The sequence below is a fragment of the Shigella sp. FJ200513 genome (genome assembly GCF_040495915.1).
Classification (GTDB): domain Bacteria; phylum Pseudomonadota; class Gammaproteobacteria; order Enterobacterales; family Enterobacteriaceae; genus ECMA0423.
This window is the reverse complement of record NZ_JBDYCV010000001.1, coordinates 42,372-66,906: the sequence shown is the minus strand read 5'-3', so window position 1 is coordinate 66,906 and position 24,535 is coordinate 42,372. Positions and strand designations below refer to the sequence as shown.

At 49.3% G+C, this 24,535-nt stretch carries 21 protein-coding genes and 3 pseudogenes; 12 read left to right on the top strand and 12 right to left on the bottom strand.

The genetic code is table 11. The features are described 5' to 3' along the window. The first annotated feature begins 1 nt into the window (after position 1). A complete protein-coding gene (gene hemF / locus ABZJ92_RS00305) occupies positions 2-901 on the top strand; it encodes an oxygen-dependent coproporphyrinogen oxidase (protein WP_000801376.1) in 900 nt (299 codons plus the stop codon). A 5-nt stretch (positions 902-906) separates the two neighbouring features. On the opposite strand, the pseudogene eutR reads toward hemF, so the two are convergent. The 4 genes and pseudogenes from eutR to ABZJ92_RS00285 form a co-directional block, all read right to left on the bottom strand. Then, positions 907-1,959 (bottom strand): annotated as a pseudogene (gene eutR, locus ABZJ92_RS00300) (HTH-type transcriptional regulator EutR). A gap of 45 nt (positions 1,960-2,004) precedes the next feature. Next, a complete protein-coding gene (eutK, locus tag ABZJ92_RS00295) occupies positions 2,005-2,505 on the bottom strand; it encodes an ethanolamine utilization microcompartment protein EutK (protein WP_005047162.1) in 501 nt (166 codons plus the stop codon). 12 nt (positions 2,506-2,517) lie between these two features. Next, positions 2,518-3,177 carry an ethanolamine utilization microcompartment protein EutL gene (eutL, locus tag ABZJ92_RS00290; RefSeq protein WP_001111038.1) on the bottom strand — a complete coding sequence of 220 codons (660 nt, stop codon included), beginning with the start codon at positions 3,175-3,177 and terminating at the stop codon, positions 2,518-2,520. A gap of 9 nt (positions 3,178-3,186) precedes the next feature. Then, a pseudogene (locus tag ABZJ92_RS00285) lies at positions 3,187-3,255 on the bottom strand (hypothetical protein); the annotation flags it as partial. A gap of 1,103 nt (positions 3,256-4,358) precedes the next feature. Between ABZJ92_RS00285 and ABZJ92_RS00280 the strand changes: the two are divergent. From ABZJ92_RS00280 to murI, 9 genes and pseudogenes are all read left to right on the top strand, one after another. Further along, complete coding sequence (locus ABZJ92_RS00280) at positions 4,359-5,150, top strand: hypothetical protein (RefSeq protein ID WP_011069462.1); 792 nt, start codon at positions 4,359-4,361, stop codon at positions 5,148-5,150. 719 nt (positions 5,151-5,869) lie between these two features. Then, entirely contained in the window at positions 5,870-6,265 is a 396-nt protein-coding gene (locus ABZJ92_RS00275; RefSeq protein ID WP_000181723.1) for an HNH endonuclease, read from the top strand. Positions 6,266-6,282: 17 nt separating this feature from the next. Then, on the top strand, positions 6,283-6,546 hold the full coding sequence (locus ABZJ92_RS00270; RefSeq protein ID WP_000555795.1) for a hypothetical protein: 264 nt from the start codon (positions 6,283-6,285) through the stop codon (positions 6,544-6,546). A gap of 22 nt (positions 6,547-6,568) precedes the next feature. Beyond that, positions 6,569-7,111 (top strand): hypothetical protein, encoded by a 543-nt coding sequence (locus tag ABZJ92_RS00265; protein ID WP_000338539.1) that lies wholly within the window; start codon positions 6,569-6,571, stop codon positions 7,109-7,111. 138 nt (positions 7,112-7,249) lie between these two features. Further along, entirely contained in the window at positions 7,250-7,537 is a 288-nt protein-coding gene (locus ABZJ92_RS00260) for a hypothetical protein (protein WP_001373377.1), read from the top strand. A gap of 38 nt (positions 7,538-7,575) precedes the next feature. Beyond that, entirely contained in the window at positions 7,576-7,782 is a 207-nt protein-coding gene (locus ABZJ92_RS00255) for a hypothetical protein (RefSeq protein ID WP_000806589.1), read from the top strand. Positions 7,783-8,093: 311 nt separating this feature from the next. Continuing rightward, positions 8,094-8,736, top strand: a pseudogene (locus ABZJ92_RS00250) (pyridoxal-dependent decarboxylase); the annotation flags it as partial. Between the two features lie 94 nt (positions 8,737-8,830). Continuing rightward, positions 8,831-10,291 carry a putative glutamine/gamma-aminobutyrate antiporter GadC gene (gadC, locus tag ABZJ92_RS00245; protein WP_000063570.1) on the top strand — a complete coding sequence of 487 codons (1,461 nt, stop codon included), beginning with the start codon at positions 8,831-8,833 and terminating at the stop codon, positions 10,289-10,291. Positions 10,292-10,324: 33 nt separating this feature from the next. Then, entirely contained in the window at positions 10,325-11,134 is an 810-nt protein-coding gene (gene murI / locus ABZJ92_RS00240; protein ID WP_000490354.1) for a glutamate racemase, read from the top strand. 118 nt (positions 11,135-11,252) lie between these two features. Here murI and ABZJ92_RS00235 read toward each other — a convergent pair. The 5 genes from ABZJ92_RS00235 to maeB form a co-directional block, all read right to left on the bottom strand. Continuing rightward, a protein-coding gene (locus tag ABZJ92_RS00235; RefSeq protein ID WP_085950185.1) for an IS1 family transposase occupies positions 11,253-11,947 on the bottom strand; the annotation gives its coding sequence in 2 pieces (ribosomal slippage) (positions 11,253-11,701 and positions 11,701-11,947; 696 coding nt in all). Positions 11,948-12,465: 518 nt separating this feature from the next. Further along, the gene (gene eutA / locus ABZJ92_RS00230) at positions 12,466-13,839 is read right to left on the bottom strand and encodes an ethanolamine ammonia-lyase reactivating factor EutA (protein ID WP_000733911.1); all 1,374 of its coding nucleotides are present in this window, start codon (positions 13,837-13,839) and stop codon (positions 12,466-12,468) included. Next, positions 13,814-14,293, bottom strand: coding sequence for an ethanolamine utilization acetate kinase EutP (gene eutP, locus ABZJ92_RS00225; RefSeq protein WP_000820760.1), 480 nt, complete (start codon positions 14,291-14,293; stop codon positions 13,814-13,816). Before eutP ends, eutA begins: the two co-directional genes overlap by 26 nt. 12 nt (positions 14,294-14,305) lie before the next feature. After that, on the bottom strand, positions 14,306-14,641 hold the full coding sequence (gene eutS / locus ABZJ92_RS00220; RefSeq protein ID WP_000356956.1) for an ethanolamine utilization microcompartment protein EutS: 336 nt from the start codon (positions 14,639-14,641) through the stop codon (positions 14,306-14,308). Between the two features lie 292 nt (positions 14,642-14,933). Further along, a complete protein-coding gene (gene maeB / locus ABZJ92_RS00215; protein ID WP_000342656.1) occupies positions 14,934-17,213 on the bottom strand; it encodes an NADP-dependent oxaloacetate-decarboxylating malate dehydrogenase in 2,280 nt (759 codons plus the stop codon). Between the two features lie 288 nt (positions 17,214-17,501). Between maeB and tal the strand changes: the two genes are divergently transcribed. Both tal and tkt read left to right on the top strand, forming a co-directional pair. Further along, positions 17,502-18,452, top strand: a complete 951-nt coding sequence (tal, locus tag ABZJ92_RS00210) for a transaldolase (protein WP_001003693.1) — start codon at positions 17,502-17,504, stop codon at positions 18,450-18,452. A gap of 19 nt (positions 18,453-18,471) precedes the next feature. Then, positions 18,472-20,475 (top strand): transketolase, encoded by a 2,004-nt coding sequence (gene tkt, locus ABZJ92_RS00205; RefSeq protein WP_000087273.1) that lies wholly within the window; start codon positions 18,472-18,474, stop codon positions 20,473-20,475. Positions 20,476-20,577: 102 nt separating this feature from the next. Here the strand turns inward: tkt and ABZJ92_RS00200 are convergent, their stop codons facing one another. The 3 genes from ABZJ92_RS00200 to aegA form a co-directional block, all read right to left on the bottom strand. Beyond that, the gene (locus tag ABZJ92_RS00200) at positions 20,578-21,621 is read right to left on the bottom strand and encodes a DUF1176 domain-containing protein (RefSeq protein ID WP_001270507.1); all 1,044 of its coding nucleotides are present in this window, start codon (positions 21,619-21,621) and stop codon (positions 20,578-20,580) included. A 125-nt stretch (positions 21,622-21,746) separates the two neighbouring features. Next, the gene (gene nudK, locus ABZJ92_RS00195) at positions 21,747-22,322 is read right to left on the bottom strand and encodes a GDP-mannose pyrophosphatase NudK (RefSeq protein WP_001325569.1); all 576 of its coding nucleotides are present in this window, start codon (positions 22,320-22,322) and stop codon (positions 21,747-21,749) included. Positions 22,323-22,389: 67 nt separating this feature from the next. Next, positions 22,390-24,369, bottom strand: a complete 1,980-nt coding sequence (aegA, locus tag ABZJ92_RS00190; RefSeq protein ID WP_001078885.1) for a formate-dependent uric acid utilization protein AegA — start codon at positions 24,367-24,369, stop codon at positions 22,390-22,392. Positions 24,370-24,535: the final 166 nt, after the last annotated feature.

Below are 24,535 nucleotides of genomic sequence, written 5' to 3'. Positions count from 1 at the left end.
TATGAAACCCGACGCACACCAGGTTAAACAGTTTCTGCTCAACCTTCAGGATACGATTTGTCAGCAGCTGACCGCCGTCGATGGCGCAGAATTTGTCGAAGATAGTTGGCAGCGCGAAGCTGGCGGCGGCGGGCGCAGTCGGGTGTTGCGTAATGGTGGTGTTTTCGAACAGGCGGGCGTCAACTTTTCTCACGTCCACGGTGAGGCGATGCCTGCTTCCGCCACCGCTCATCGCCCGGAACTTGCCGGGCGCAGTTTCGAGGCGATGGGCGTTTCACTGGTAGTGCATCCGCATAACCCGTATGTTCCCACCAGCCACGCGAATGTGCGTTTTTTTATTGCCGAAAAACCGGGTGCAGAGCCCGTTTGGTGGTTTGGCGGCGGCTTCGATTTAACCCCTTTCTATGGTTTTGAAGAAGACGCCATTCACTGGCACCGCACCGCCCGTGACCTGTGCCAGCCATTTGGTGAAGACGTTTATCCCCGTTACAAAAAGTGGTGCGACGATTACTTCTACCTCAAACATCGCAACGAACAGCGCGGCATTGGCGGGCTGTTCTTTGATGATCTGAACACGCCAGATTTCGACCACTGTTTTGCCTTTATGCAGGCGGTAGGCAAAGGCTACACCGACGCTTATTTACCAATTGTAGAGCGACGTAAAGCGATGGCCTACGGCGAGCGCGAGCGCAATTTTCAGCTCTACCGTCGCGGTCGTTATGTCGAGTTCAATCTGGTCTGGGATCGCGGCACGCTGTTTGGCCTGCAAACTGGCGGGCGCACCGAGTCGATCCTGATGTCAATGCCGCCACTGGTACGCTGGGAGTATGATTATCAGCCAAAAGATGGCAGCCCAGAAGCGGCGTTAAGTGAGTTTATTAAGGTCAGGGATTGGGTGTAACTCCCTCACCCCCATTCCCGCATCCGCTGATGCAACGTCAACGACGGCTTCTCGGCAAACAGCTGCTGGTAATCCGTGGCAAATTGCCCCAGATGCCAGAATCCCCACTGCATGGCGGCGTCTTTTACCGTTGTGCTTTGCGACCACGGGCTTATCAGTTCGCGGCGTACGACGTTCAGGCGAATGCGTTTCAGCCACGCGTTTGGGCCAATGCCTAAAATAGCGTGAAACGCGTTTTGTAGCGTGCGGCGACTGACATGCAGTTGATTACACAAATCCAGCACCGTCACCGGTTCGGACATGTTTTCCAGCACATATTCACGGGCGCGGGAAAGCAACCGACGGTAACTCTGATGACTGATGCTTTCCGCCGTCACCATTGGTTGCGCTTCTTCCAGCATCGCCCCCATCGCCATTAGCAAATTATCCCCCAGCACTTTTCGCACTGCAGGCTGATGGAGATTTTCCGGGTTCTCGCAAAACGTCGCCAGCGCCTGTTGGACAAAGCCCCACAGCGCGGCTTTATGCTGCTCTTTCACTTCCAGCGCCGACTGGCTACGCAGCATATGTAATACCCGATCCGGATTGTGCAAAAAGTTAGCCTGACAGGTGATGACATCTTCAGACAGCACTACGCCCAGGATCGTATAATCGTCCGGCGTACTTAATTCAAACTCGGTTCCACCGGGGCGCGTCGCTATTTCTGCGCTTCCCAGACATTGCGAACCGATAAATCCCTGCTCACCGCGCGTCGCCGGAATGCCAAACCAGAACGAGTTCGGCCAGACCAGGCACGACTGACGCAGCGCCAGACCGGTGTATTCACGAAAAACCTGAATATCATCGAGTAGAATTTCCGTAAATTCACCATGAAACTTGCCCGGATGCAGCTGATCGTAAATCTGCTGCTAGGCGGTAATCGTCAAAGCATGTTCATAGACATCCGTTGTCTGTCGTTGATGAACATTATCCACTTCGACCTTCGGCGTGAGCTTCAGGTTTTCGGGTAAGGGTTCATGATAAAGATGGTGCAAATTGGCTGTACGGGTCTTTTTCATGATGTTAATGCCGGGTGTTGTAGGACACCCGGCACCTCCGACAGGTTAATGGGGCTTGAGACGATAACGACTACTGCGTTTACGTAACGTCCCGGCAGAAAAGAGCTGTTCGAGCGCATTTCTGGCTTTTTCCAGCGGCCAGCCAAAGTGGGCGGCCACTTCTCCTGCCGTCATTCCCTGACATACTGATGTTAACAGCGCCAACAACTCGTCAGCAGATTCCGCGACGATAACTGGCGCGTCGGGTTCCTTTACGGGTTGCTTCGGCTGGCGGTTAAAGCCAGTAACCAGCCACTGGGTGTCATCGTCTGGCCGACCGATCTCCTTACGGCTGATGACACGCCCGGTACGCATCGCGGCAGCACAACCTGCGTCCAGCGCCGCACGACACGCCGCCAGATCGCCTTCCACCACCAGCGTTAAGCGACCAGGGTCAAGCACTTCGTGACTGAGCAGACGAACGTTAGCTGCTTTGAGCATGGCATCCGCTGCATCTATCGCGGCGACCATGCCGTCCACTTCCAGCAATCCCAGTGCATTGATCATCGGCAACCTCCGTTACGCACGCTGGATTGGATTACGCGCGATTTCCAGCACTGCATCGGTAAAGGCGTTACAGGCTGCTTTACACGCGGCCTGGCTACCGGTTAAAAATGCTGCCGAGTAGTTGGTTTCAGACGGTGGCGGGACGTAGGTCACCAGCTGTACGTCGGCAGATTTCAACGCGGCATCAATGCCGTAGGTCGCTTCCAGCGGCGGTGCCACCAGATACGCCATCGGATCGCCAAGCGTGATCCCGGCGGTTGATGAAAGATAAGAACCGGTACGCGAAACCACATGCGCCAGGAAGGCGGTGTTTTCTGCGTCATTGGCCCACTGGAAAGCTGCGCCATTTTCAATATGTGCAACCATCGCATCCAGACCGGCACGCACTTCCGCCGGGTTTGGCCCACCAAGCATAATCAGCACTTCACCGGCAGTCGGTGACGGGCCGTGTGCCGCTCCCGCATACAGCGAGCGACCATATACCACTTCGACCATCGCTTGTTTGGTCGCTTCGTCAGCCGCAATGTAGGTTACGTCGTCAGAATCGGCAGAAATCAGCCCGAGGCTACGAATATGCGGCGGCAATTTTAGTTCACGCGCAAATTCAGCGTTAACGGAGGCAATCACCCGCATGGCGGTTACCGACGGTCGAATCAAATCTAAAGCTGGCATGATGCCTCCTTATCGGGTCATGTTGATGCCGGATGCTTTCTGCTCCAGCATACGTTTCGCCAAATCCACAATGACGGCACAGCAGCACGAAAGAGAAGCAAAAGTCAGCTACCTGGTACACTAGGCAGCGGGTCAGCAAAGGGGGGCAAATGCCCCTTTTTTCATGTCAGATAATCAGATCATTACCTCAATAAACTAATAATCACATCGCGGTTACAACCAGTTTGATAGTGATAGCTCAAACCCAGACGTGGCGCTGGCTGCAAGCAAAATAAGCCGCAAAAATGCGACCCCATGTTTACTAGCCGCAAAAATGCGGTCCTATTTGCCAGAACCTTTTATTATTCAATTGGTTAGTGCAAGAAAAAGCGTGATTACTGTTCAAGAAGTATCCAGAAAGGTCATGATTTTGACGCTGAAAAAAAATAGGTGGGCATTTTTGCCCACTCACTAGCCGCAAATTTGCCCACTCACTAGCCGCATTTTTGCGGCCCAAAGTAATAAATACAGAGAAATAATAAATACAGATCAGCGCCAAGATTTTTCGTCTTTTCGGCGGAATCATGAGACTAGTGCTTACGTCCTGATAACCTCCAGAGCAGACCTTAACTTCTGTGCAGCAGGACTACGCTCATTGCCGCTCGGCTAGGTCAAATCCTCACGATAAAGCTGTTCGGATTGTGACCATAATGTTAAAGGACTCTTTAAATCATTCCTTGACGAATTAACTAGCTGGCTTAAGCGGAATAGCATGCAGGATAAAAACAAAACCAGCTTAGCAGTGGGGAGAGCTTCGCTTCGCTCGTCTCCTGGGGCCAATGCTCAATGAAACGACGTAAGGCACGGAGCGCTCACCATAGGTAGACACATAAACATCTGAGAGCGCACCTTCTATCGCGCTACGCGCTCAATAAAAACCAACGACACCGCCACACTGCAAGACCAATGGTTTTTATCGCGTATACAGACCAGACAGGAAACAGCAGCAAAGCAGCGTATAGCCAGGTGCAGACAGCACACTCACACGACGCACAGCAGGCTTAAGTGATCACTCAGGAAACTTTATCCCCGCCGCCGATCACCGCGAACTATCATGACCGCGCCAAATTCGAAAGGAATGGCCCATAGAACGCGATGAACACACATAAGCGCTACACTTACTTAACGTCGCCACAGAGCGATTGAGAGCGCTTAAAATCGATGCGATTTCATTAAATTTTTCTCACTCGCCTGAATGGTGGCGATCAGGACTGATCGCAACATTGCCCCGCCTCGATATTGAGCGCATAATAGATACATACATTAAGCGGAAAAGAGATAAGTTTATTGTGAAAATCAGGGGGTTACATATCATGCGCATATCAGAACAACAACGGCAGATCCTCGACTATCTGGCAAAAAACGAATCAATCACCGCACGACAAGCCGCAGATCTCGTTTATGGTGGCAATGTTACCCGCGTCCAGGTTGACGCCGCCCGCCGCTCACTCATGACGATGGTTAGTAATGGGCTAATCAGGAAACAAGGCCGCGCTTTCGTAGCTGAAAGACATATCAATCACGCTTATAGCCAGGACGTTGAAGAATTGCGCCGCCAGATCCTTTGGGTATTCAGCAAACAGGGTCAGGAGTATTTCCTTTCTGAACACCCAAATTTCGCCGCCAAAGAGTTAACAGTAAGCGGATTGTCGTGCGCACTGGATTATCTTGTCGGTGAAGGTTGCGTTACTTACAAGCAGCTATGGCACGCCCTGAATACGCTTGTAGAAGATGGTTTACTCATTGCCACGCGTGAGAACATCGAATACTGGATAATGCCGCGTTCAGGTCGCCGCAATCATGCACGGTATATTTCAGGCAACAGATACAGAACGCCGGACTTTAATCCGACACAGGAAGATCGGGACCGTGCCGAAATGATGTGCAGGGAACAGGAGAAAAGAATTATGGATAAGTTATTTTCGATGCAGTGAACACAAGCGGGCGCAATGCCCGTTTTTATTGCCTTATTCCACGCCTGACGAATCAATTTGATCACACCTGAGAAAATGCATAGCCAGAAGTTAAGGCCGTTATATTGCGATTGGGAGCGTTTTAAACGGTATCAATTTAATTAATTCTGATGTGGTGATTTGCAGGCAAAAAAAACCCGCCGGAGAAGCGGGAAATAGAGACATATCGTTGTAGTTATTAACAGATCACTTTGAGGTCGAGGGCGGCTAACCCTCGCTAATATTATCCCGCTATTACCTTGCGGGTGCAAATAATCTTTTATTGCTTTGATGATTTAATAAATAGCACTTTTTGCTAACAAAAACCGCTGTCAATATATGGCCAAAAATGTCAACAGAAAAAATAAGGTTTATAATATTAAGTATCACATGGGTAATGGGTTCAGGGAATCGGAATCCACCGCCTCACGGAAATTCAAAATTTGCTTCTTCTTTCCTCCGTGGGCGGCTTCTTTTTCGTATCGAGGTATTTATGAAAGCAATAACATTAGAACAGTTCGCAGCAATGGCGAATGTATCGACCAGAACGCTGAGGCGCTGGCTAAAAAAACCATCAACCGGAGTCCCTTTGCCATTTACCCCACGCGGTACTCGCCAATTATTCTGGGAGCACGAATGCAAAGAATGGTTGTACAGAACAGAACGATAATAATCACGCATCACATTTTGAGGTAAACATCATGACCAATATCGAAAGATTAGAACGCTGTGCCGATATTATGCGACGCAGATGGATTTATGACCCTGAAGCGGGTTTATTGTTTAGCCGTGAAACAAAAGACGTTATCAAAGGCAGCATGACCAATAAAGGGCATTTGGTTGTAACGGTACATGAAGGTAAATTCAAAGTGACACTCACCTATCAGAAAGCCTGCTATGTATACACATACGGCGCTTATGACGAGACATTATATGAAGTGCACCACGTTAATTTGAACAAACAGGATAACCGCATCAAGAATATTCGCCTGATGCCGAAAGAAAAGCACCGCCGGATACATAAAAACGTCCGCAAACTTATTCGGCTGGGCCACACACAATGGCTTCAACCGCAATTAATTGAACAATCACTATAAACACAGGAGTAAATACCATGCATTCATTAGACAGTTATTTTCAGCGCACGACAGCCCCTAAATCAGCCGCCCAGGAACGCCGTGAGGAATTCCATGAGAAAGTGATGCGTTCTGCTGATTATATTGCGGACAAGTTCGTGGAAACGGTTCGTCCACTTGTTGATGAAGTAGCTGATAAACTTCAGTCTGAAATGCCGGAAGATATGGAAGGCACTGCAAAGCGGCGACTCATTTGCGAATTAAGTCGTCGTTTTGGCGTGTCAATAAGCGCTTTTAAATAATCGAAAAAAGGGGGGAAAGATAATGGACGCATTTGAGGTACTGGCAAATAAAGGCGCTGAACTGGTAGCACAGCGTGATAAAACCGCCAACGAAGGGGAACGCGCACTGCTAAATAAACAGATTAAAGCGATCCGTATGGCCCAGTTTAAATTAATCAGTAATGAAGTTATCGAAACAATTAAACCGCAGATCCCACAAATCGTTGCTGACGCTATTAAAGCCGCCGGACTGGAGAAACGCATTGCCGGGCTAAAAACGAACGCAGAGAAAATGGAGATGTACAAACAGAGCGGTGCTCCGAATCCCGATGAGTACTTCTCACCGGATGTTGAGTTTATGGCGCAGGTTGAGGAACGTCTGGGTAGCTGTCTCACCGAGGAACAGCGTCGCTATTTTGATGGAGTGGATAGTTCGGCAGGTATTGACCTGAACTCGTATTTCGGTCGTGAAATTGAGCATTTTGATGCCGCCCCGTCTATGCCGGAGCCAGAACCAGAAATGGCCACCGATCCTGAAGCTGAGCAACGGAAACGCGTATTCAATGCGATAGGGATTCGGTACTGATCGGATAAAAGAAAGCCGGGAATTACCCCGGCTGACTTAACAATGTGACCAATGAACAAATCGGACAAGACAAACAGGATAAGCAGTCTCGAAACAATGTTCGGGAACTATATTAGCACAAGTCCGGAGAAAATCATCATGTTGGCACTACGCATCATGCAGGGCATCGCTAAGACCCTCGCAGAACATGTCTTAGACCTGAAACATTCGCCACTGAGCAAACAGGCCATGAAGCGCCAAACGCTTCGTCTGTGGGCTGAATATTCGCTTGGAACTATCAATAAAATCATCGACATGAAATCGGGGCCGAGCAACCAGAGCGCGGAGGAAATGGAGTTCATCAGGCGTTTAATTCTCATTCGCAGAGACATTCATAGCCAGTTACACAGCGTGGGAATCGATATTAATGATGGGACGGGCGATTAATTTTCGGACAAGTACTATGCGCGCGCGAGGAGCTGAACATGAAGCAAGATATTGCAGACAGGCTGGAGATACTCGAAGGCCAGCGGGCAGAAGCGAAACAACTACGTAAGCAGGCCAGAAGAGCGCACAGGAACAACGAAGCAGAGTTACTAACCAAATACATCAGTTTCACCAATTACTGCATCTACGAGTGTTACAAGGAAGATGCAGAGGACTGGCTGGATTCATTGCCAGAACAGTACTGAGCAGAATAACACCACGTCATGTTGTTCTGAGGTGAGCATATCACCTCTGTTCAGGTGGCCAAATTTAGTGTGCCACTTCAGCATCACCGTTGAAATCACAATAACGATTTTTTTGTAAATATGCTCTCACATATGTAGGAATAGACCAGGTTGGCATTGAAACACATCTACCATGACCATAATAAAGTAATTTTTTGATATGTTTATGGTTTTATATTAATTAAAATATATCTAAATTTGATAGTTTTAAAATTGCAAAATCCAGATTGTGTTTGTAATGTTTAATCTGATTGTATTGAGTGGCGTTTATTATGAAAAATAAATCAGGTAATTCTTGTTATAGAGAAGCAGTCGATATTCATAGCTCACTTGAGCTTTCATTTATATTGCATAAATATCATTTGCGTGTAGATGAGAAGAAATCTCGAAATGTATTCAGCGCCATACGTGATGAGCTCATCCTTGATGGGGATTCACGACAAAACTTAGCTACTTTCTGTCAAACATGGCTTGATGATGAAATCCGTGAGTTGCTTAATTTAGCTATTGATAAAAACATGATTTATAAAGATGAATATCCACAAATGGCGGAACCTGAAGGTCGCTGTGTGCGTATGCTTTCCGATTCGTGGAGTTTCCCCGATTCGCGACACACCTTAGGTTGCTCAACCATTGGTTCATCTGAAGCTGCTATGCTCGGCCGCTTGGCGTTAAAATGGCAGTGGTGTAAAAAACGCGAAGTACAAGGTAAATCAACCGAACCTGATTTGCGATCCTGTGCAAATATGCTGGCATAAATTCTGCCGTTACTGTGATGTGAAATTGTGTGAAATTCCACTTGATGATCATCACCTGATAATGAATGCTAAAGAGGTTTTGAAGCATGTCGATGAAAACACTATTGGTGTCGTTACGACTTTAGGTATTACTTATTTTTGTAAAGCAGATTGCGTTAGTGTTTTTAAGATAAGTGTTAAAGTTAATATTAGTTTTTATATTTACATCGTAATTATATGTTTCTATTTTAAAAATGTTCGAGAGTATAAAAATGTCTAATGCTAATATCGCACCCAAAAGTAAGAAAATGACAGTGGGGACACTCGCTATCATGAATATAACTGCTGTAGTAAGTCTACGATTTATACCTTCTGAAGCAGAATACGGCTTAGGTGCCATTTTTTACTATACCTTTGCTGCAATTATGTTTTTAGTACCTGTTGCCTTTGTTGCGGCTGAGCTAGCTACAACATATCCACAAAAAGGGGGGGCATTTCGATGGATAGGAGAAGCATTTGGGGCTCGCTGGGGTTTTGTAGGAATGCTTATGACCTGGCTACAAGTCATCCCCTACTTTCCAACAGTACTGACATTTGGTGCAGTCTCGGTTGCATTTATTGATGTTGATATGGGGGTGGCAGAATCAATTGCCAGTAATAAATGGTATATTTTATTTTTCGTACTATTTGTTTACTGGGGAGCTATTTGTGTTGCATTACGTGGCGTTGGTATTTTCTCGCAGGTATCTAAGTGGTGCGGTATTATAGGGACAATTATTCCAGCTATTATCCTTGTTATTCTTGGTTTCTCCTATCTGTGGTTCAGCGGTAAACCAGCGGTGATCCCATTAGGTTGGGGTGATCTTTTCCCTAATATAGCTAACTTCCAGAATATTGTTCTTGCCGCCAGCATATTTCTTGCTTATGCAGGGATGGAAATGAATGCGGTCCATGTTAACGATTTAGATAATCCAACTAAAAAATACCCAATTGCAATTACCATCGCTTCTATAGGTACTATTGCAATATTCCTGCTCAGTACTTTAGGGGTCGCCTTTATTATTCCTACAGATAAAATTAGTCTAACTCAAAGTTTGTTGGTTGCCTACGATATGCTGTTCGAATGGGCTGGAGTGCCATGGCTTGGCTCTGTGATGGCATTTATGCTAGCAATTGGCGTACTGGGTGGGGTGGTTACTTGGATTGCAGGGCCTAATACAGGTGTATTAGCGATCGCGAAAGCTGGTTATTTACCTAAGTTTTTCCAAAAAACCAATCGTCATGGAATGGGGCACCATCTAATGTTTGTACAAGGTATAATTGTCTCAGTTCTTTCTGTTACTTTTGTGATAATGCCTTCAGTTCAAGCAGCTTTTCAGATTTTATCACAGTTAACAGTTATGCTCTATTTAGTTATGTATATGCTCATGTTCGCTAGTGCTATCTATCTACGACATTCTCAACCTGATACAAAACGCCCATATCGAGCCCCTGCTTTATTTTTCTGGGCAACACTTGGATTCTTAGGGTCTTTTCTGGCTTTTGTATTAAGTTTTATTCCGCCCGAGCAAATCCCAACTGGTAGTCCAACCAGCTATGTTCTTTATTTGTTAGTATTAGTTGCCCTATTTTTATTAATTCCAATATTAATTTACGCCTTCCGAAAATCTGACTGGAAAGATCCAAACTCTGATTTCGAACCATTTTCTTGGGAAAAAAGAACTAGTAATTAAATTTTCCATAAGCTACAAAAGATGAGGTTAAATATGTTTAGTGCTGAATCTCCAATTGGTGTAATAGACTCAGGTGTCGGTGGATTGACATCGGTAAAGGAAATAATTAATTTGCTTCCTGGTGAAGATATTATCTATTGTGGAGATAATATGAATGCACCTTATGGCAACCGTTCTGCCGATGATATCATCAGTTTGACTAAAAAAATGCTGACTTTTTTACAGTCAAGGAATGTCAAACTAGTTGCTGTCGCATGTAATACTATATCCTCAACTTTGGAATCCGAAGAATACAGCGGATATGCTAAGAGCTTTCCGTTTCCTATCTTATCCATCATTGAACCTGCAGTAGAAGATGTGATTCGCCAGCAATATAAAAATGTTGGTATTATCGCTACCGAGTTTACTATTAAAACGGGGTGTCACAAAGAGCTAATAAAAAAATTGAATTCAACAATAAATGTATTTGGAGAACCAAGCAAAAATCTTGCAATGTTAATTGAGGAAGGTAATCTTAATGCTCCTGCAATCTTGAATGACATCAAAAAACATGTTAACCATTTAATTTCCCTCCATCCAGTAAATGAAATTATTCTCGGCTGTACTCACTATCCAATTGTTCAGAATTTTTTTGAAGCAGTTGCACCGGATATAAAATTTATTAATCCTGCACATGATCAGGCTATCTCTATTAAAAATCACTTGGGACAGCTAAATTTATTAAACTCCTCAAATATAGGAACTTTGCAAATAAATACTAGTGGAAGTATGGAGATCTACAAAACGGTACTAGGGGAATTGAGCATTACGAAACCTCATACATTCAGTATCAGGCAGTTTTAAATTTATCCGGTACACCGTAAAATCCCGTCCTTCTGAACTGCACCCCAAAAGTTGGACACCAACTGAGTAAGGTGCATTTTATGGACAAACCCAGTTACATACTGGGTAGTGCATCCAATTAGTAGAACATGTGTTTTTCGATAAACGCTCCGATCACTTTTTCGTGGATCTCAACTGAGCGTGAGAAGCAGATTGTTTTACGACCCAACCGCTTAATGCGGGTGCGTAGCGTCAGATTATTACGCTCAATGCGTTGGGTGAATATTTTGCCGGTCAGATGCTTATTCTTCGGCACCTCCCGGCCATAGCTGCCCCAGTCATCGCTGGTCAGCATGCCGATGTTGAAGGGTGTAAGCAGTGCCAGTAGCTCCCGGCACGTTTGATCGGTTCGGGGACCAAAAGTGTAGGCCAGTACACCGCCTGTTTTGGTGTTGTACGCGTACCCGAGCCAATGTTGCCGGGCTTTACTGCCAACGTAGCTCCATTGCTCATCAAGCTCGCAGATAAACGCCACATCAGCATGGGCAACAGGCGAAGAAGTTATTCGCTTTGGCGCGAGTTTTTTAAAGTCCGGATGACGGTGTTACTACCAATTTTCAGTGTCCTGGCGGTATCGCGAACCCCGGCACCATTAAAGGCCATTTCAGTTATCAGCTCTTTCATACCCGGCTTACGTGCTTGATAAGTATAAGTGAACTGAAACACACGGTGGCAGTCACGGCAGCGAAGTCTGTCACGGCCTTTAGGGTTCTGACCATGGCGGTAAACCTGAGCTGACTGACAACGGGGACAATGAATATTAACGCTGGTCATGAGATAACCTCAAAAGCCCGTATTATACATCAGATTCAACTAATTAGAGGCATCACCCATCCAGCATTATAAAACATACTAACAATAACTAAATTATAATAATCACAACTTACAATCAAATAATAAATGCATAAGATTAACAATGATTTTTTCGGGTTATATTTATCTAAAAAAGCAGAACATTATGTAACTTATTATTTTCTAAGCGAAAATTTATTGTGCGGTCAGACTAACAAACTTGCGTACCACCCGAAGAACATGCGAAGATTTAAGTATTCTTTCTTTTTTGGTTTTTATTTTTCATTTTCTCTTTTCTTCTCTTTCCGGTTCTGTTCTGGTTTTGGTTTTTTCCTTTTTATTTTTATTCTTTCTTCAGGGTTATGCTAAAACACCAAAACATTTTTCACCACAAAAGCATCCAATCATCTTGCCAGACCAATCACCTTAACCGGATACACTGCCGGATATAATCCCACTAACACCCAGACACCAAGCACCATACCTGATAACTACCGTATTCAGGAAGGAAATGCGAGTGATTTCACCGTCACCGGCACAACCGATCCGCCAAAAAGAGGCGTACCAATGTCGATATAGTCCCCCGCGCGGACAATCACTTCGTCAATGACTGCCAACGGGAGTTGTTGTAGCTGTGGGCGCAACAACATGCCCAGAGCTTTACCAAAGTCCTGCCCGGCCACCACCAGCAGGGGATGCGGATTCGGAAAACGCGCGACGAAATCGACCAGCGCGTTGATGACCGTCAGAACCGCGGCGTAACGCACAGGCAGCGAGGCGGGAAGCGCCAGCACGTACACGTCAGTTTTGGGATCAAGATCCAGCTGAAGCAGCGCCTGTTGCCAGGCACTCACCAGATCCGTTTCATCAATCGGGATCGCCACCGGCAAATTGCGCAGCGGCAGTTGTACGCCCTCCAGCCAGATTGTGCTGCCAGAGAGCGAAAGGGTATGTGCACCCGCGCCAATCACCGTGGAGCGTACGGTTTGCGCCGGAAACTGCACATTCATCTCACGCAGGCGCGGATGGTCATGCAGCGCCGTTGCCAGAAGTGGGCCAATATCGGCAAAACAGAACGGGTTGGCGGGCTGGTGGCGATAACATTCGCCCACGCCTCCAGAAAGCGTAATGATTTCGGGCGTAACACCTGCGGGCAGCAAACCGGTTTGCATCAATGCCTGCGCGAGCGGCGAAAGCGTTCCGTCAATCACTTCGACAATCAGCGCCGCCATCCGCCGGGTAACCTGCACCAGCTGCGCGCCGGTCAGCGAACGGGCGTCAGTGCCTGCACCGAAGCACTCATCCACAATCATCTGCCCCGGTTTATGAGCGTAAACCACGCGCCCCTGGCTGTCGGTTTCCAGCAGGCGACCACCGACGTTGAGACAGGCAGTGCCGCTGATTTTTCCGGCATCGAACAGGGCGTAGTTCGCGGTGCCACCGCCGATATCGATATTCAGTACCCGACACAGCCGTTGTTCAGAAAGGGTTTGCGCCCCGGCTCCGTGACCGGCGATCACGGATTCGAGGTGCGGCCCGGCGCTGGCGACGACAAAATCGCCCAGCGACTGTTTTTCCTTCATCACTTTTTCCATCAGCTGTGCGACCAGGCTTTCGGTAAACTGGCCTTCCGGCAGCTGGGCAATGATGGTTTCGCGGATGCGCTGGCTTTCGGTTTTGTCGGCTGGCACGCTGGCGGGCACGGACGCCGTTACCGGGATCGATTCATCACATTCGGTGATGGTAAAACCCAGTAGATCCGCCACTTCACGGGCTTCCGGGGTAATAATGCTGGCGCGCAGAACCACGGACATTGCCTGTTCGCCGCGCGCGTGTGCTTCACGAATATCATTCGCTGTGATGAGTTTTTTCACCTGCTTCCTCCTGTTTGGTGAGAGATGCCAGATAATCCACCAGTTGCTGCACGCTTTGCGGGTCGTGGCTGTTTAGCTCGAAAATCGGCTCTTCGAAACCCGTCTCAAGCAATAACTTTCGCGTTGCGGCGACGTCAGCATCTGGCATGTCCGTTTTACTGATGACGGCGATTTGCCGTTTGCTGACGCCAATATCCAGCAACCCGGCAGGCAACCGACTTTCCGGGTCATTTGCGCCATGGACATAGATCAGCATGTCTACATCCTGTAGCGTGGTAATTAAGGCGTGATACCAGCGGGGATGGCTAAAATATTCACCCGGCGTATCAATATCGCCCTTATCATTAAATTCCACGGCCAGTGTTTTTCTGGCGAGGGTATAATTCCCCTGCAACGCATTAAATAACGTTGTTTTTCCTGCCCCGACGCTACCCACAAACGCAATTCGTTTCATGAATGCCTCGTATTAACTTTTGGTCATTTCACAAAGCGTATAATTTAATAAGCGACCTAAACCGCTGACGGTTTGTGATAACGCTTCTTCTACTGCGCCCACCGAGCCATAAATCACCAATGCACCGCTGAAGCGGTCGAGAAAACCGATATGCACATCAGCGGCTTTCAGCGCTAAATCACCGGCGATCATCGCCGTTTCGCCGGGAGTTAGCGTCATAATGCCAATTGCGCCCGCATCCGGAACGCCGATTTTCTTCGCCAGTTCCTCACCGGGATGCGCGATGAGATGCGCCAGTGTGACCTGTTTGCCGGGCACAAATTCCTGAATGATGCGTTCTTTATCCATGAGTCGCCGCCTGTGAAAAACTTTCGTGTATCGTGACAATTTTTCGTCAGAGTAAATAACAAAATTCGGCAAGCGCGTTTAAAAGGTGAGGTAGATCAATAAGAATGGAGAGATATTTACTGTTATGAATAAACTTTCATATGCGACGCATGAATATAAATAAAATAATATCGAGATATTTTATATACTGATTTTTTTATTATTCGCAAACTCAGTAATAAGCTTTGCTAATATATTTCAGGAAAACCGCTTACCCTGAATATTCAGGGTAAGCGTGAGAGTTAAGAATGAATTACAGCGGTTGGGTTTGCGCTTCAACCACGGCCAGCGCCACCATATTGACGATACGACGCACCGATGCGATCGGCGTTAACACGTGAACCGGTTTCGCCACGCCCATCAGCACCGGACCGACAGTCACACCTTCCGAGCTGGAAACGCGCAGTAAGTTGTAACTAATGCGGGCAGCTTCCATGTTCGGCATCACCAGAATATTGGCAGAACCTTTCAAAGGGCTGTCCGGCATACGGTCGTTGCGAATCGCTTCCACCAGCGCTGCATCGCCGTGCATTTCACCATCAATCATCAGATCTGGCGCACGATCCCTGACCAGTTCCAGCGCCTGACGCATTTTGCTCGACGACGGGCAGTCAGAAGAACCAAAGTTGGAGTGCGACAACAGAGCAACGCGCGGCTCAATACCAAAACGACGGACAGTTTCTGCCGCCATCAAGGTGATCTCCGCCAGCTCTTCTGCGTCTGGTTCGTCATTGACGTAGGTATCGGCAATAAAGGTGTTACCACTCGGCAGCAGCAGCGCATTCATTGCACCTGCGGTGTGAACGCCATCGCGATAACCAAAGACATTTTTCACCACACTAAAATGTTCATGATAATCGCCCACCGTACCGCAGATCATTGCATCGGCTTCCCCACGCTGAACCATGATCGCGCCGATCACTGTCGGGTTACTGATCAGCGCACGCTGCGCCTGTTCCTGAGTGACACCGCGACGCTTCATGATCTGGAAGTATTCGGTCCAGTACTCTTTAAAGCGCGGATCGGATTCGTTATTGACGATTTCAAAATCAACGCCCGCTTTGATCTGCAAGCCCAGTTTCTGAATGCGCATTTCGATCACGTTCGGACGACCGATAAGGATCGGTTTCGCCAGTCCCAGCGTTACCAGTTCCTGAGTCGCATGCAGAACGCGCGCCTCTTCCCCTTCCGGCAGAACTACGCGCTTCGGCGCTTTGCGAGCCTGGGAGAAAATCGGCTTCATAAACAGGTTGGTTTTGTAAACGAACTCAGTCAGCTTGTCGATGTAGACGTCGAAATCAGCAATCGGACGCGTCGCCACGCCCGACTCCATCGCCGCTTTTGCGACCGCAGGAGCGATCTTAACGATCAAGCGCGGATCAAACGGTTTTGGAATGATGTATTCCGGACCAAAGCTCAGATCCTGAACGCCATACGCTGAAGCCACCACTTCACTCTGTTCTGCATGGGCCAGTTCTGCAATCGCGCGTACCGCCGCCAGTTTCATCTCTTCGTTGATGGCGGTTGCGCCAACGTCCAGCGCGCCACGGAAGATGAACGGGAAGCAAAGAACGTTGTTCACCTGGTTCGGGTAGTCGGAACGGCCGGTACAGATGATGGCATCCGGACGCACTTCTTTCGCCAGCGGCGGCAGAATTTCCGGTTCCGGGTTCGCCAGCGCCAGGATCATTGGTGCCCGAGCCATTTTCTTCACCATTTCCTGGGTCAGCACTTTCGGGCCGGAACAGCCCAGGAAAATATCCGCACCTTCAATCACATCATCGAGGGTACGTTTGCCGTCATCCACCACCGCATATGCGGCTTTGGTTTCCGCCATATTTGGCTCACGGCCCTGATAGATAACGCCTTTTGAATCGCAAACCACGATGTTATGTTTTTGCAGCCCCAGCGCTACCAGCAGGTTCATACAGGCGATTGCTGCGGCACCCGCGCCGGAAACCACCATCCGCACGTCGGAGATGTTTTTCTCCACCACGCGCAAGCCGTTGAGGATGGCGGCAGTGCTGATGATTGCCGTGCCGTGCTGATCGTCGTGGAATACCGGAATATTCATCCGCTCGCGCAGTTTCTGTTCAATATAGAAACATTCTGGCGCTTTAATGTCTTCGAGGTTGATGCCGCCGAAGGTCGGTTCGAGCGCGGCGACGACTTCAATAAATTTGTCCGGGTCGAGTTCATCAACTTCAATGTCAAATACATCAATCCCAGCGAATTTCTTAAATAGAACGCCCTTGCCTTCCATCACCGGTTTGCCTGCCAGCGCGCCAATGTTGCCTAACCCCAGCACCGCCGTACCGTTAGAGATCACCGCAACCAGGTTACCGCGCGCGGTATATTTGTAGGCTTTTAGCGGGTCTTTTTCGATTTCAAGACAAGGTGCGGCAACGCCTGGTGAGTAGGCCAGCGCCAGATCGCGCTGCGTTGCCAGAGGCTTGGTTGGAGAAACCTGGATTTTCCCTGGAACTGGAAATTCATGGAAATCAAGTGCACTTTGTTTTAACTGGTCATCCATTTGGTTGTTCCTTTCACGTAACGTTCACAAATAAAGTGTGTGGGCAACAGCCCCTGCCCACAACGTGGCGCACATTATTACCCTGCCGGAGTCTACAGACTTTGAGCAAGTCCAAACTCTCACCATTAATATAATGTTTTGGTAATAATCCTATAACACTGATGTTACCTGCTTAATCCAGCAATACCATGCCTGTCTGCTATGCTTTTTTGATGCGTTTAGCGAAATTTCTCAGAAGTGTGAATTAACGCACTCATCTAACACTTTACTTTTCAAGGAGTATTTCCTATGAACGAGTTAGACGGCATCAAACAGTTCACCACTGTCGTGGCAGACAGCTGCGATATTGAGTCCATTCGCCATTATCATCCCCAGGATGCCACCACTAATCCTTCGCTGTTACTCAAGGCTGCCGGATTATCACAATATGAGCATTTAATAGACGATGCTATCGCCTGGGGTAAAAAAAATGGCAAGACCCAGGAACAACAGGTGGTCGCAGCGTGTGACAAACTGGCGGTCAATTTCGGTGCTGAAATTCTCAAAATCGTACCCGGTTGCGTGTCAACAGAAGTTGATGCACGCCTCTCTTTTGATAAAGAAAAGAGTATTGAGAAGGCGCGCCATCTGGTGGACTTGTATCAGCAACAAGGCGTTGAGAAATCACGCATTTTGATCAAACTGGCTTCGACCTGGGAAGGAATTCGCGCGGCCGAAGAGCTGGAAAAAGAAGGTATTAACTGCAACCTGACGCTGCTGTTTTCTTTTACCCAGGCGCGGGCCTGTGCGGAAGCAGGCGTTTTTCTGATTTCGCCGTTTGTAGGGCGTATTTATGACTGGTATCAGGCACGCAAGCCGATGGACCCGTATGTGGTGGAAGAAGATCCGGGCGTTAAATCGGTGCGCAATATCTACGACTACTATAAGCAACACCACTATGAAACCATTGTGATGGGCGCGAGCTTCCGTCGCACCGAACAAATCCTCGCCTTAACCGGCTGCGATCGACTGACTATCGCACCGAATTTGCTGAAGGAGCTGCAGGAAAAAGTTTCTCCAGTGGTACGTAAATTAATCCCGCCTTCTCAGACGTTCCCACGCCCAGCACCCATGAGCGAAGCGGAGTTCCGTTGGGAGCACAATCAGGATGCGATGGCGGTAGAAAAACTGTCTGAAGGCATTCGTCTGTTCGCTGTTGATCAACGCAAACTGGAAGATCTTCTTGCCGCCAAACTATAAACCAGCCACGGAGTGTTATATGTCCCGAAAAGACCTTGCCAATGCGATTCGCGCACTCAGTATGGATGCTGTACAAAAAGCCAATTCTGGTCATCCCGGCGCGCCGATGGGCATGGCTGATATTGCCGAAGTGCTGTGGAACGATTTTCTTAAACATAATCCTACCGACCCAACCTGGTATGATCGCGACCGCTTTATTCTTTCCAACGGTCACGCGTCGATGCTGCTCTACAGTTTGCTACATCTGACCGGTTACGACCTGCCGCTGGAAGAACTGAAGAACTTCCGTCAGTTGCATTCGAAAACCCCAGGCCACCCGGAGATTGGCTATACGCCAGGCGTTGAAACCACCACCGGCCCGCTTGGACAAGGTTTGGCGAACGCCGTCGGGCTGGCGATAGCAGAGCGTACACTGGCGGCGCAGTTTAACCAGCCAGACCATGAGATCGTCGATCACTTCACCTATGTGTTTATGGGCGACGGCTGCCTGATGGAAGGTATTTCCCACGAAGTCTGTTCGCTGGCAGGCACGCTGGGACTAGGCAAGCTGATTGGTTTTTACGATCACAACGGTATTTCCATCGACGGTGAAACAGAAGGCTGGTTTACCGACGATACGGCAAAACGTTTTGAAGCCTATCACTGGCATGTGATCCATGAAATCGACGGTCACGATCCGCAGGCGGTGAAGGAAGCGATCCTTGAAGCGCAAAGCGTGAAAGATAAGCCGTCGCTGATTATCTGCCGTACGGTGATTGGCTTTGGTTCGCCGAATAAAGCAGGTAAGGAAGAGGCGCACGGCGCACCACTGGGGGAAGAAGAAGTGGCGCTGGCACGGCAAAAACTGGGCTGGCACCATCCGCCATTTGAGATCCCTAAAGAGATTTATCACGCCTGGGATGCCCGTGAAAAAGGCGAAAAAGCGCAGCAGAGCTGGAATGAGAAGTTTGCCGCCTATAAAAAGGCTCATCCGCAACTGGCAGAAGAGTTTCCCCGACGGATGAGCGGTGGTTTACCGAAGGACTGGGAGAAAACGACTCAGAAATATATCAATGAGTTACAGGCAAATCCGGCGAAAATCGCTACCCGTAAGGCTTCGCAAAATACGCTTAACGCTTACGGGCCGATGCTGCCTGAGTTGCTCGGCGGTTCGGCGGATCTGGCTCCCAGCAACCTGACCATCTGGAAAGGTTCTGTTTCGCTGAAGGAAGATCCGGCGGGCAACTACATTCACTACGGGGTGCGTGAATTTGGCATGACCGCTATCGCCAACGGCATCGCGCACCACGGCGGCTTTGTGCCGTATACCGCGACGTTCCTGATGTTTGTTGAATACGCCCGTAACGCCGCGCGGATGGCGGCACTGATGAAAGCGCGGCAGATTATGGTTTATACCCACGACTCAATTGGCCTGGGCGAAGATGGTCCGACGCACCAGGCTGTTGAGCAACTGGCCAGCCTGCGCTTAACGCCAAATTTCAGCACCTGGCGACCGTGCGATCAGATGGAAGCGGCGGTGGGCTGGAAGCTGGCGGTTGAGCGCCACAACGGACCGACGGCACTGATCCTCTCAAGGCAGAATCTGGCCCAGGTGGAACGTACGCCGGATCAGGTTAAAGAGATTGCTCGTGGCGGTTATGTGCTGAAAGACAGCGGCGGTAAGCCAGATATTATTCTGATTGCCACCGGTTCAGAGATGGAAATTACCCTGCAAGCGGCAGAGAAATTAGCAGGAGAAGGTCGCAATGTACGCGTAGTTTCCCTGCCCTCGACCGATATTTTCGACGCCCAGGATGAGGAATATCGGGAGTCGGTGTTGCCTTCTAACGTTGCGGCTCGCGTGGCGGTGGAAGCAGGTATTGCCGATTACTGGTACAAGTATGTTGGTCTGAAAGGGGCAATTGTCGGGATGACGGGTTACGGGGAATCTGCTCCGGCGGATAAGCTGTTCCCGTTCTTTGGCTTTACCGCCGAGAATATTGTGGCAAAAGCGCATAAGGTGCTGGGAGTGAAAGGTGCCTGATGGTGATCGCCGGATGCTGTATGTTCCCCTCACCCTAACCCTCTCCCCAGAAGGGCGAGGGGACGGTCCGTGCGCTTTTTAGGGCCGCATCTGCGATTTTGTTTAACGGGTGATCCACAACGTGGGCCTGGCGTCTGGCCCATGCCAGTTATCGCAGGTAGGTTCTGCGGCGTAACGCACCAGGCGAAAACGCTGACCGTCAAAGCGCCAGCGCGCCTGAATGCCACAATCGCTTAATCCGCGCCCTTTCGCTAAGGTCACCAGTTCACGCGATTTCTCATCAAATGTTGCGTTCATCAGTTCCAGTTCATTCGTCTCCTGGCCGTTGTTGAACGGCAAACGCAACCGAACCGGGCGCGAGGCTAGCGGCTTTTTACGCGACACAATCCATGCCAAATCAATGGTGTTATAGGCCCCTGCCTCACAGCTAATCATCATCAGTGCTTTATCATCGGTCAGCGCAGTGACATTCACCTCACGACGTAACGGATCAAGCGAGCAGCGCAGACCATTCATCCGCCAGTTTCCATAATCCAGCAAATCGTTACGTTCTTCGAGTGAGAGTGGCGTCGGCGTTGGGTTAACCACCGCGACCTCTTTCAGCGCAGGCGCGGGCGGTACGCTGAGAGGCGGTTCGTCCCCTTTCTTGATCCACGCGGTTTCACTGCCAACGCGCTTTTGCTGAGCATCAATAAACAACAACGCCGCTTTTAAGCCGCTCAGAGAAATGGTCTGATTGCCGTCGCGTAAGGTGATCGCCTTCCCTTCCTGAATTATCTGCAAAAACGCGGTGATGGTTGCCGTATCATCGGTTACTAATAACCATGGTGAAATCCGCCACTTGTCACCACTTAATGCCAACGGCTCACCATCTAATAGCAGCCGTGGCGCTATCTCCCCTTCAGACGCATCCGGCGACTTCAACCCACCGCGCTCAATACGTAAAACGGCATCGGTATGCGCCCCAGCGCTGCGGCTCAGGGTCATCACCAGTCCATTATGATCGCCCGTATTGCGCGCCACACAAAAATTTTGATTATTACAGGTGACCTGCCAGTCGGAAAACGCCCGTTGCGCTGGTGCCGCCCACACCAAAGACGTCGGCAACAAAGCGAAAAAAAAGAGAAGGAAAATGCGATAGCGCATGGACGGTACGACCCCAGAAGTTCAAACAAACAGCACAAGTCGTATCTTCGTTGCGCAGGTAGCGCGGCTCAATCGGATTTGTCGGATTGAGCCAATAATAAACAACGAAATATTATTGCTATTTTTCAGTCCATTAAATGTGACATTTGCAAATAGTTAAGCAATAACACCGTCTTACCGTCACGTATCTCGCCGGTTTTGATCATCTCCAGCGCCTGGCTGAACGGCAGCTCGAGCACTTCAATATCTTCATCTTCAACACCGCCACCGGCGTTAGCGCGCTGATTGTCACTGTATTCGGCGATAAAAAAGTGGATTAGCTCAGTCACACCGCCAGGCGACATATACAGTTCAAATAATTTGCGCACTTCGCCCACTTCATAGCCCGTCTCTTCAATCGCTTCTTTACGAATGCACACTTCCGGTTCGTCGTTATCCAGCAGCCCGGCGCAGGTTTCAATCAGCTGCCCGCTTTCATTGCCATTAACCCAGGTAGCGACACGGAACTGACGAATCAGAACCACGCTCTTTTTCTTCGCGTTGTACAGGAGGATCGTCGCACCATTACCGCGATCGTAAACTTCACGTTTATGGCGGATAACTTCGCCATCTTTGCGCGTGAGATCGTAAGTAATGTTGTGCAGGGTGAAATAGTTATCGGAGAGAATTTTGTCTTTAATGAGGGTGATTTGTTGCGTCATACCGACTCCACAGCGCGAAATGAACAATTATATTACGCTGTGAAGTCGGGTTTGTCTGCGCAGGCTATCAGTGAGATTTGACTGATTTTACCCCCAGCCAGTCAATAATCCCCTGTGCCGCATGACGTCCTTCTGCCATTGCGGTAACCACCAGATCCGCACCACGCACGGCGTCGCCACCGGCGAAGATTTTCGGATTGGTGGTCTGGTAACGGTACTGGCTTTCCACATCCGCGATGATGCGGCCCCATTTGTCTACCGTTACACCGTGCGACTCCAGCCACGGCATCCCGTGTGGATTGAAGCCAAACGCCATAATCACCGCATCGGCTGGCATGACAAATTCACTGCCCTCAATCGGTACAGGTCGCCGACGCCCCTGGGCATCCGGCTCGCCAAGACGCGTGCGCAGGAAACGAATTCCGCAAACGTGACCTTGCTCATTCAGCTCAAGCGCCACCGGCTGGACGTTAAATTCGAAGTTGGCCCCCTCTTCGCGGGCGTTCTTCACCTCTTTCTTCGAGCCTGGCATGTTAGCTTCATCACGACGATAAGCGCAGGTGACGTTACTCGCGCCGTGGCGCAGCGCAGTACGCACACAGTCCATCGCGGTGTCGCCGCCGCCCAGTACCACGACGTTAAGTCCGGCGGTATTGATAAACGGCTCTTCCGGTAGCTCTTCGAGCCCCATCACCTGTTTAGTGTTGGCAATGAGGAACGGCAGCGCGTCATAAACGCCCGGCGCATCTTCATTGGGTAAACCCGCTTTCATGGAACGGTAAGTGCCTACGCCAACGAAGACCGCGTCGTATTGTTCCAAAAGCAAATCCAAAGAGACATCTTTACCCACTTCACAATTGAGTTCGAAGTGAATCCCCATCGCGCTGAAGATTTCCCGACGGCGTGCCAGCAGGGATTTATCCAGTTTGAAAGAAGGAATGCCGAAAGTGAGCAAGCCACCGATTTCTGGATGGCGATCGTACACCGTCACCGCCACGCCATTGCGGGTCAGAACATCCGCACAGGCCAGCCCTGCCGGACCTGCCCCGATAATCGCCACCCGCTTGTCCACTTTGGTGACATGACTTAAGTCAGGACGCCAACCTTTCGCCAACGCCTGATCTGAAATATAGCGTTCAATGTTGCCGATAGTTACCGCGCCGTGCTCATCGCGAATAGTACAGGCACCTTCACACAAACGGTCTTGCGGACAAACGCGTCCGGTAATTTCCGGCAGGGTGTTGGTCTGGTGAGAAAGCTCGACGGCGGCGTCGATGTTTCCGGCTTTCACCAGTTCAATCCACTGCGGAATATGGTTATGCAGCGGGCAGGTCCATTCACAAACGCTGTGCTCGCCGAACTTAAGGCAGCGCGAGGCTTCCCGTTGTGCCTGGTCGGCGCGAAATGGCAGATAAATTTCATCAAAACCGGTTTTGCGCGCTTCAATCGCCAGTTTATCCGGCTCGCCACGCGCGGGCGTTGCCTGCATTTGTTCGACTTTACTCATTACCGGCATTTCTTGTGCAGCGGTACTGGCATGCCACGGTTGATGCTCCTGACGTGCGGTGCGCAAGCGGCGGGATTTCGCCATGCCGGAGAGTGCGACGTCAGTGACCAGTTGCAGCGCGTCCGCCGGGCAATTCTCGACACAGGCAGGACCGTTTTCGCGCCCTGCACAAAGGTCGCATTTATGCGCCGTGGCTTTTACTTTTCCTGCCGCGACGGGTGTCAGGACGATTTGCATCGTACCAAACGGACAGGCCACCACGCAGGATTTACAGCCAATACACTTTTGCTGATTGACCTGAATGCTGTCATCAACGTGGCTGATTGCGCCATTAGGGCAGCTACGGGCGCAGGGCGCATCTTCACAATGGTGACAGGTCACTGCACTACGTTGCTGCTGATGTTTGATAACCGTAATTCGGGGATGAAAATGGTGTTGGCTCAGGACATGTTGCTCATCATTGTGAGCCATGACACAGGCGATTTCACAAGCATGACAACCCAGACATTGCTGACTGTTGGCCATAATAAAACGATTCATAACGACCTTCTTTTTTGGTTGTAAAAACCTTATTCTTTATATGAGTGTTGTTATTACCCGACTTACAGGGGAACCGGCAATGTTCATGTGCCCAGAATAAGTAACTATTTCGCTATAAACTGTGGCAGATCAAATAATCCCATCACTGACTAAATTGCGTTTCAGC

Bases quoted from the DNA above. Each gene is read 5' to 3' on its own strand.
- hemF (WP_000801376.1), top strand. From the start codon at position 2: ATGAAACCCGACGCACACCAGGTTAAACAGTTTCTGCTCAACCTTCAG.
- eutK (WP_005047162.1), bottom strand. From the start codon at position 2,505: ATGATCAATGCACTGGGATTGCTGGAAGTGGACGGCATGGTCGCCGCG.
- eutL (WP_001111038.1), bottom strand. From the start codon at position 3,177: ATGCCAGCTTTAGATTTGATTCGACCGTCGGTAACCGCCATGCGGGTG.
- ABZJ92_RS00275 (WP_000181723.1), top strand. From the start codon at position 5,870: ATGACCAATATCGAAAGATTAGAACGCTGTGCCGATATTATGCGACGC.
- ABZJ92_RS00270 (WP_000555795.1), top strand. From the start codon at position 6,283: ATGCATTCATTAGACAGTTATTTTCAGCGCACGACAGCCCCTAAATCA.
- ABZJ92_RS00265 (WP_000338539.1), top strand. From the start codon at position 6,569: ATGGACGCATTTGAGGTACTGGCAAATAAAGGCGCTGAACTGGTAGCA.
- ABZJ92_RS00260 (WP_001373377.1), top strand. From the start codon at position 7,250: ATGTTGGCACTACGCATCATGCAGGGCATCGCTAAGACCCTCGCAGAA.
- ABZJ92_RS00255 (WP_000806589.1), top strand. From the start codon at position 7,576: ATGAAGCAAGATATTGCAGACAGGCTGGAGATACTCGAAGGCCAGCGG.
- gadC (WP_000063570.1), top strand. From the start codon at position 8,831: ATGTCTAATGCTAATATCGCACCCAAAAGTAAGAAAATGACAGTGGGG.
- murI (WP_000490354.1), top strand. From the start codon at position 10,325: ATGTTTAGTGCTGAATCTCCAATTGGTGTAATAGACTCAGGTGTCGGT.
- eutP (WP_000820760.1), bottom strand. From the start codon at position 14,293: ATGAAACGAATTGCGTTTGTGGGTAGCGTCGGGGCAGGAAAAACAACG.
- eutS (WP_000356956.1), bottom strand. From the start codon at position 14,641: ATGGATAAAGAACGCATCATTCAGGAATTTGTGCCCGGCAAACAGGTC.
- maeB (WP_000342656.1), bottom strand. From the start codon at position 17,213: ATGGATGACCAGTTAAAACAAAGTGCACTTGATTTCCATGAATTTCCA.
- tal (WP_001003693.1), top strand. From the start codon at position 17,502: ATGAACGAGTTAGACGGCATCAAACAGTTCACCACTGTCGTGGCAGAC.
- tkt (WP_000087273.1), top strand. From the start codon at position 18,472: ATGTCCCGAAAAGACCTTGCCAATGCGATTCGCGCACTCAGTATGGAT.
- ABZJ92_RS00200 (WP_001270507.1), bottom strand. From the start codon at position 21,621: ATGCGCTATCGCATTTTCCTTCTCTTTTTTTTCGCTTTGTTGCCGACG.
- nudK (WP_001325569.1), bottom strand. From the start codon at position 22,322: ATGACGCAACAAATCACCCTCATTAAAGACAAAATTCTCTCCGATAAC.
- aegA (WP_001078885.1), bottom strand. From the start codon at position 24,369: ATGAATCGTTTTATTATGGCCAACAGTCAGCAATGTCTGGGTTGTCAT.